Source organism: Neisseria sp. P0008.S010, from assembly GCF_051962715.1.
Taxonomy (GTDB): Bacteria; Pseudomonadota; Gammaproteobacteria; order Burkholderiales; family Neisseriaceae; genus Neisseria; species Neisseria elongata.
In genome coordinates, this window is record NZ_JBQCVA010000023.1 from 26625 (window position 1) to 35003 (window position 8379).

General features: G+C 56.0%; 4 protein-coding genes. 2 read left to right on the forward strand and 2 right to left on the reverse strand.

The features are described from left to right. Nucleotides 1–114: 114 nt before the first annotated feature. Together ACTHSL_RS07385 and mfd are read right to left on the reverse strand one after the other, a co-directional pair. Nucleotides 115–1044, reverse strand: a complete 930-nt coding sequence (locus tag ACTHSL_RS07385; protein ID WP_440380919.1) for an NTF2 fold immunity protein — start codon at nt 1042–1044, stop codon at nt 115–117. A 122-nt stretch (nt 1045–1166) separates the two neighbouring features. Next, on the reverse strand, nt 1167–5237 hold the full coding sequence (gene mfd, locus ACTHSL_RS07390; RefSeq protein ID WP_440380920.1) for a transcription-repair coupling factor: 4071 nt from the start codon (nt 5235–5237) through the stop codon (nt 1167–1169). Between the two features lie 258 nt (nt 5238–5495). Here mfd and clpS point away from each other — a divergent pair, with 258 nt between their 5' ends. Both clpS and clpA read left to right on the forward strand, forming a co-directional pair. Further along, nucleotides 5496–5801 (forward strand): ATP-dependent Clp protease adapter ClpS, encoded by a 306-nt coding sequence (gene clpS / locus ACTHSL_RS07395; RefSeq protein WP_003770903.1) that lies wholly within the window; start codon nt 5496–5498, stop codon nt 5799–5801. Beyond that, complete coding sequence (gene clpA, locus ACTHSL_RS07400; protein WP_440380921.1) at nt 5798–8062, forward strand: ATP-dependent Clp protease ATP-binding subunit ClpA; 2265 nt, start codon at nt 5798–5800, stop codon at nt 8060–8062. The genes clpS and clpA overlap by 4 nt, the downstream gene beginning before the upstream one ends. Nucleotides 8063–8379 lie beyond the last annotated feature (317 nt).

The window sequence follows — 8379 nt, forward strand, 5'->3', positions numbered from 1 at the left end:
AAGTGGAAACGGTAGGCCGATACTTGAATCCGACATTTTCAGTATAAAGGTTTTATCGGATACGAGTATCCGACCTACGGCTTGCTACATAGCTATCTACATCTGCCGTTAGCCTTACACCCAATTCCGCGCCCATTTGCCCTCCAATTTTTGTTGCGCTTTTTCCAGTTTCCATTCTCCGTTTTCATTAACCATCAAAAAACGGTAGAAGTCACGATCATCTTGGGTATAGAGCCAGATTTTGCGCCCCTGTTTTTCCTGATCTATGAAAACATGGTTTCCATATGTACCTTCCGGCTGCCCACTGGTATGGTAACGGCCTTCCTTGCTTTGCCGTTCTGGTAATTTTTCACTGCCGTATTGTTGGAACAGGGCAATCGTGCGTTCTGTCCAGTCATCATCAAAGTTGACGAAACTAACTTCACATTCCGTCATAGCATCAAAAAAAGCCTGCAACGCAGCTTGGGCAGCAGCTACATCTGCCGGTTCAGGGGGTGTTTTCTGCTTTTTAGCCCGTTCGCGTTGTTGCTGCTCGAATCGGGCGTATATTTCGTCTGAAAACTGTTTGGCGATAATCCTCAAACGCGGATTACTTGTAACCGACATCAATCCAGCTTCACTGATTCGAGTATGGGTCAGATGCAGCCCATCCAATTTAGGCATTCGGGCGGCAAGTTGCAATGCTTGATCGTCAAACATAGTATGATCCACCTGTAGGCAGCGCAATTTGTGCCCTTTCTCTACAAATGTTGCCAGCCCGCTTCCATCAATTTTGGCATGAGTTATCCACAAATACATGAGCTTGCCCGCATCAGCCAGTGCCGCCAGTCCTACATCGCTGATGTCGGTATTCTCCAAAGCCAGGTTCACCAATTGGGGCAGCTTGGCAATTTGGGCCACATCGTCATCACCCAGCGGGCAATCGCGGAACACGATGCCTTTTAGCCGTTTGTGTTGCAGCAATTCCTGTATTTCTTCTGCTGTAAATTTGCGGCGGATAAATTCCGCCGACGTGTCGGATTTTTTCAAATCGGCAAATGTCATGCTTCTTTCCTTTGTCTGAATGTGCCTTGCAAGCACAGATAATGGTTACGATAAAACTATTAAAAATTTTTTAAAAAGCAGCCTGCACCTTTTAGCTTCGCAGAAACTCACTACGTTCGTTTTCAGGCTACCTTCCCCGCCTTCAACCTTCGCAACACATTCTTCACCATATTTATCCTCGCCTCCACATCCTCCATCTGAGCCGTAAACTTCAACTTATCCGCCCCTGCCAGCCGATAGTTTCTATCGCTCTGAATCAGCAGGATGATTTCTGTCGGGTCGATTTGGTGGTGTTTGCCGAAGGTAATGGTGACGGCCTCGCTTGTCGCGTCGATGGCGTCTATGCCCAATTCTTTTGCGGCGATCCGCAGGTGGTGGCTTGCGATGAGGGTTTTGACGGGTTGTTCAGGCAGGCCGAAGCGGTCGACGAGTTCTTCGTGTATGGCGTTGATTTGCTGCACGGTTTCGCAGACGGCGAGGCGTTTGTAGAGGACGAGCCGTTCGTGGATGTCGGGGCAGTAGCTTTCGGGCAGCAGGGCGGGGCTGTGCAGTTTGATTTCGGTGGTGATGCCCAGCGGTGCGTCGAGGTCGGGCTGGCGGCCTTTTTTGAGGTCGCGCACGGCTTGTTTGAGCATTTCGGTGTAGAGCGTGAAGCCGACCTGTATCATTTCGCCGGATTGCCCTTCGCCGAGGATTTCGCCTGCGCCGCGGATTTCCAAATCCTGCATGGCGAGGGTGAAACCTGCGCCGAGTTCGTCTGCCGCCGCAATGGCATCGAGGCGTTTTTCTGCGTCTTTGGTGATGTATTCGGGCGTGAGCAGGTAGGCGTAGGCTTGGTGATGGCTGCGGCCGACGCGCCCGCGAAGCTGGTGCAGTTGCGCCAGTCCGAATTTGTCGGCGCGATTGATGATGATGGTGTTGGCGTTGGGGATGTCGATGCCGGTTTCGATGATGGTGGAACAGAGCAACACGTTGAATCTTTGCTGCAAAAAGTCGCGCATGACTTGTTCCAGCTCGCGCTCGCGCAGTTGTCCGTGCGCCACGCCGATGCGGGCTTCGGGCAGCAGGGTTTCCAGCCGCTCGCGCATGTTTTCGATGGTATCCACTTCATTGTGCAGGAAAAACACCTGCCCGCCGCGTTTGAGTTCGCGCAACACGGCTTCACGCACGCTGCCTTCGCTGAACGGTTTGACAAACGTTTTCACGGCGAGGCGGCGGCTGGGCGCGGTGGTAATCAGCGAGAAGTCGCGCAGGCCTTCGAGCGCCATGCTGAGGGTGCGCGGAATCGGCGTGGCGGTCATGGTGAGGATATCGACATTGGCGCGCAGGCGTTTGAGCTGCTCTTTTTGGCGCACGCCGAAGCGGTGTTCTTCATCGATAATCACTAAACCTAAGTTTTTGAATTTGATGTCGTCCTGCACCAATTTGTGCGTACCGATAACGATATCGACTGTGCCGTCCGCCATGCCTTCCAGCGCGGCTTTGGTGGCTTTGCTGTTGTTGAAACGCGAAAGGCTGGCGACTTTCACGGGGAAATCGGCGAAGCGGTCGGCGAAATTTTGCGCGTGCTGCTCCACCAGAAGCGTGGTCGGGGCGAGTACGGCAACCTGTTTGCCGCCCATCACCGCCACAAACGCGGCGCGCAGGGCGACCTCGGTTTTGCCGAAACCGACATCGCCGCACACAAGGCGGTCCATCGGCTTCGCCAGCGTCAGGTCTTTAATCACGGCGGCGATGGCGGCGGCCTGGTCTTCGGTTTCCTCGTAGCCGAAGCCGTCGGCAAACGCCTGATAGTCCAACTCGTTGATTTCAAACTTGTGTCCCGATTGGGCGGCCCGTTGGGCGTAGAGGTTGAGCAACTCGGCGGCGGTGTCGCGCGCTTTTTCGGCGGCTTTGCGCTTCGCCTTGTTCCATGCGCCGCTGCCGAGCTTGTGCAAGGCGACGTTTTCATGCGCCTGACCGGAGTAGCGGCTGATTAAATGCAGTTGCGAAACAGGCACATAAAGCTGCGCTTCGCCCGCGTATTCGAGCAACATCATTTCGTTGGTTTCGCCGCCCAAATCCATCGTTACCAAGCCCATATACCGCCCGATGCCGTGTTCTTCGTGAACAACGGGGTCGCCGATATTGATTTCGGCAAGGTCGCGCAACAGGCCGTCTGAAACGGCGGCGTGTTTCTTACGGCGGTTATGGACGCGCGAACGGGCGACGTATTGGTAGAGCTCGGATTCGGTGATGACGGCGATGGCACCTTGAGCGGCAACTGCTTTGCCCTCTCCCCAACCCTCCCCCACGGGGGAGGGGGCAGGTTGCTGTCGGGCTTGTTCGTGCAGATCATTTGCGACGGGATGCAGGCTGCTTTTGGTTTTCAGGCCGTCTGAAACGGCTGCCGCATTCTGTTCCCTCTCCTGCGGGAGAGGGTTTGTTGCGGCTGTGGAAAATTCGGTTTGAGCGGCAACTGCTTTACCCTCTCCCCAACCCTCCCCCACAGGGGAGGAGGCAGATTGCTGTCGGGCTTGTCCGTGCAGACTATTTTCGATGGGGTACAGGCTGCTTTCGGTTTTTAGGTCGTCTGAAACGGCAGCGGCACTTTGTCCCCTCTCCTGTGGGATAGGGTTTGTTGCGGCTGTGGAAAATTCGGTTTGAGCGGCAACTGCTTTGCCTTCTCCCCAACCCTCCCCAACGGGGGAGGGGGCAGGTTGCTGTCGGATTTGCCTGTGCAGGCTATTTTCGACGGGATGCAGGCTGCTTTCGGTTTTAAGGTCGTCTGAAACGGCAGCGGCACTTTGTTCCCTCTCCTGTGGGAGAGGGTTAGGGAGAGGGTTTGTTGCGGATGCGGAAAATTCGGTTTGGTCGGTAACCGCTTTGCCTTCTCCCTCAGAGGCGGGAGTGGGTTGCTGTTGGTTTGGAGATTGCAGCCCGCCCAGTTTGAACCCGTATGCCAACGGCGCGACCGTAATCATCAGCGGCTCGTGCGCCGATAAAAAGCCCTGCCAGTCGGACACAGGTTTGGCCTTCAAACCGTTTTGCTGCAAGAAGCCGAGCATGGTTTCGCGTCGTCCCAGACTTTCGGCGCACAGCAGAATCCGACCGTCAAAGGTCGTCTGAAAATCCTTCAATGCCTGCAACGGCTCGTCGGATTGGCGGTTGACGGCAAGGTCGGGCAGGGTGTGTTCCTTGCCGGAAACATCGGGCAGCACTTGTCCGTAGTTTTTTAGACGGCCTGCGAATACATCGGAAGAGAGATACAAATGCTGTGGAAGCAAAGGCGGATAGGTTTCGTCGCCCTGCGCCATGGTGTAACGCGATTTGACGTCGCTCCAAAAGCGGTTTGCCTCGGCGTGAACATCGCCCAAAGAGACAAACAGCGCATCTTCGCCGATGTAATCAAACAGCGTTTCCAGCTCGTTTTGAAAAAACAGCGGCAGGTAGTATTCCACGCCCGCGCCGAAGTGGCCGTTGCTGACGGCTTTGTACACGGCGGCATCGTTCGGATTGCCATCGACTTCCTCTCGGAAGCGGCTGCGGAAGATTTTTTGCGCTTCGCTGTCAGTGGGGAACTCGTGCGCCGGCAGCAGGCGGATTTCGGAAACGGGGGAGATGGTGCGCTGCGTGTCGGTGTCAAAGGTTTTGATGCTGTCGATTTCATCGTCGAACAAATCGATGCGGTAAGGCATCTCGCTGCCCATCGGGAACAAATCCACAATCCCGCCGCGCACGGCAAATTCGCCCGCCGCGACAACATGGGAAACATGGTTGTAACCCGCATCCACCAAATCGCTTTTCAGACGGCCTATATCCAAAGTCTGCCCCGTTTTCAGCCAAAACGTGCGGCCTGCCAGAAACGGCACGGGCGGCAGCTTCTGCATCGCCGTGGCAACCGGCACGAACAACACATCCGCCGCGCCGCTCTTAATCTGCCACAACGCAGAGAGCCGCTCCGACACCAAATCCTGATGCGGCGAAAAACGCTCATAAGGCAGCGTTTCCCAGTCCGGCAGGAACACCGCCGTATCGTGCGGACGGAAAAACAGCCAGGCCGTCTGAAGGCGTAGCGCCTGTTCCGCATCTTGGGTCAAGACAACCTTGAGCTGCTTATGCGGCAGATAACGCGCCAAAGCCAAGGGCAGCGAGCCTTGAGACAGATTGAGCCAACGGGATTTTTCACGGGGTTTGGGGATAGGGTAGTTCATGGCGTAGGGACAATGGCTTGCGGCAGCCGGAAAATTTTTCGGGCTGCCGTGGCGGGTTGTAAAAGCGGGATTTTAGCAGATTAAAAGCGGGTGTAAGGAGCGGGATGGCTTGGGTGTTTTTCAGACGGCCTCTGATGATTTGTGATAAAGTATAACCATTCCTATTTATGAGGCAAAGAGGCCGTCTGAAAAGATTGAAAAACGCCTAAGCAGACAAAATATAGGCGGCTTCCGAATCGCGACAGAAAAAAGAACATCATGGGAACACAACACCAACAGGCCGAAGGCGGCAGTGCGCTGCAACTTCGCCCGCCGCGCAAATACGGCGTTTTCCTACTCAACGACGACTATACCACCATGGATTTTGTGGTGGAGGTTTTAACCGAAGTTTTCCGGCTGCCCGAAGACAGGGCGGTGGCGGTGATGCTGCTGGTGCATCATGAAGGCAAGGGCTTGTGCGGCGTCTACACCCGCGACATCGCGCAGACCAAGCAGATGCAGGTGCACCACCGCGCCGAAGACGCCGGATTCCCGTTGAAATGTATTTTGGAGGAGGTTTCATGATTTCGGATGCGATGGAACGGATTTTGCAAGAACTTTATGCCGATGCCCGCGCGCGCAGTTTCGAGCTGATTACTTTGGAACAGCTCCTGCTGGCATTGATGGAGCAGTCGGACGACGTGCAGCAGGTGCTGGAAGCCTTGCATGTGGACTTGGATGTCCTGTCCGGCCAGCTGGTCAGCAGCATTCAGGACAACACGCCCACACTGCCGCCCAATCTGATGGACAAGGTGGAAACCCAGCCCACACTCGGTTTTCAACGTGTGATGCAGCGGGCGATTGTTCACGCGCAGTCGGTGGAAAAACGCGAAGTGCGGCCGGTCGACGTGCTGGTGGCGCTGATGAGCGAGAAAGACTGTCCGGCCGTTTATTTCCTCCAACTGCAATCCGTCAGCCGCGTCGAAATCCTGCGTTATCTGGCGCATGGCGACGCGGGAGACGACGGTGCGGAGAGGCCGTCTGAAAACGGAGAGGAAGAAAATGCCGTAGCCGGAGGCGATGCGCTGACGAAATATACCGTCAACCTCAATGCCGAGGCGCAGGCCGGACGCATCGATCCGTTAATCGGCCGCAAAAACGAAATGGAGAGGCTGGTACAGGTATTGTGCCGCCGCCGCAAAAACAATCCGCTTTTGGTGGGCGAGGCGGGCGTGGGCAAAACCGCGCTGGCTGAAGGCCTGGCATACCAAATCGTCCGCGGCGACGTGCCCGAAGTGCTGGCCGGGCACACCGTCTTCCTGCTCGATATGGGCGCGCTGCTGGCGGGGACAAAATACCGCGGTGACTTCGAAGCGCGTGTGAAGGCCGTGGTCAAAGCCTTGGAAAAAGTGGACGGCGCGATACTCTTTATCGACGAAATCCACACCATTATCGGCGCGGGCAGCACCAGCGGCGGCACGATGGATGCGTCCAACCTGCTCAAACCCGCGCTGGCCAAAGGTGCGCTGCGCTGTATCGGCGCGACCACTTACGACGAACACCGCACCATCTTCGCCAAAGACCATGCCCTGAGCCGCCGTTTTCAAAAAATCGACATCGCCGAACCCAGCGTGGCCGAAACCGTCGAAATCCTGCGCGGCCTGAAGCCCGTGTTTGAAAACTTCCACGACGTGCGCTACACCAACGGCGCACTCGAAGCTGCGGCCGAGCTCTCCGCCCGCTACATCAACGAACGCTTCCTGCCCGACAAAGCCATAGATATTGTGGACGAAGCCGGCGCGGCGCAGAAAATCCTGCCCAAGTCCAAGCAGAAAAAAGTCATCGGCAAAGCCCAAATCGAAGCCGTTATCGCCAAAGTCGCCCGCATTCCGGAAAAAACCGTTTCCCACGACGACAAACAAGTGCTGAAATACCTGGCGCGCGACCTGAAAAACATGGTGTTCGGCCAAGATGCAGCCATAGACGCGCTCGCATCGGCGGTAAAAATGTCCCGTTCGGGCTTGGGTTCGCCCGACCGGCCGATAGGCAGCTTCCTGTTTTCCGGCCCCACCGGCGTGGGTAAAACCGAAGTCGCCCGACAGCTGGCCTTCTCATTGGGCGTGCCGCTGCAACGTTTCGACATGTCCGAATACATGGAACGCCACGCCGTTTCCCGCCTCATCGGCGCACCGCCGGGCTACGTCGGCTTTGAACAAGGCGGCCTGTTGACCGAAGCGGTCAATAAGCAGCCGCACTGCGTTTTACTTTTGGACGAAATCGAAAAAGCCCACCCCGACATCTTCAACATCCTGCTGCAGGTCATGGACGCGGGCAGGCTGACCGACAATAACGGCAAAAGCGCGGACTTCCGCAACGTGGTGCTGATTATGACCACCAATGCCGGTGCGGAAAGCCTGAGCCGACCGAGCTTCGGCTTTACAGGACGGCACGAGCGCGGCGACGAGATGCAGGCGGTAAACAAAACCTTCACGCCCGAATTCCGCAACCGCTTGGACGCAATCATCCCCTTCGCACCGCTGGACGGCACGGTCATCACCCGCATCGTCGATAAATTCCTGCTGCAACTCGAACAGCAGCTTTTGGCGAAAAAGGTGGAGGCCGAGTTCACCCCCGCCCTGCGCGCCTATCTGGCCGAAAAAGGCTTCGACCCGCAAATGGGCGCGCGCCCGATGCGCCGCCTGATTCAGGACAAACTGCGCCGCGCGCTGGCCGACGAATTGCTGTTCGGGCGGCTGGCCGAGGGCGGTTTCGTGCGGCTGGATTGGGATGCGGAGAAGGAAGAAGCCGTGTTGGATTTCGAGCACGACACGGCGGCAGCCGTATAATCAAAAGGTCGTCTGAAAAACCGTTTTGGTGTTTTTAGACGGCCTCAACCGTATCGGACGGGCGGCCTTGCCGCGCCGTCTTTTTTGTTTCATGTTTGTTGTCCGTGCTTGAGGGATGCAGGCCGTGAAAGCCGCAAAAAATCTTGGACGGCACCGATAGGCTCAATGAAGCGGGCGATGAGTTTTTAGAAAGATTGAGGGTGAATCAACGGGTAAAGCGTATAGTATTCATCAGATATAAGACCTCTTGCGAAAGTATCCTGAAGATTTACAATTTCCAAATGAAATACGAAAACCTAATCCAAAGAAGCAATAGG

Bases quoted from the DNA above. Each gene is read 5' to 3' on its own strand.
- ACTHSL_RS07385 (WP_440380919.1), bottom strand. From the start codon at position 1,044: ATGACATTTGCCGATTTGAAAAAATCCGACACGTCGGCGGAATTTATC.
- mfd (WP_440380920.1), bottom strand. From the start codon at position 5,237: ATGAACTACCCTATCCCCAAACCCCGTGAAAAATCCCGTTGGCTCAAT.
- clpS (WP_003770903.1), top strand. From the start codon at position 5,496: ATGGGAACACAACACCAACAGGCCGAAGGCGGCAGTGCGCTGCAACTT.
- clpA (WP_440380921.1), top strand. From the start codon at position 5,798: ATGATTTCGGATGCGATGGAACGGATTTTGCAAGAACTTTATGCCGAT.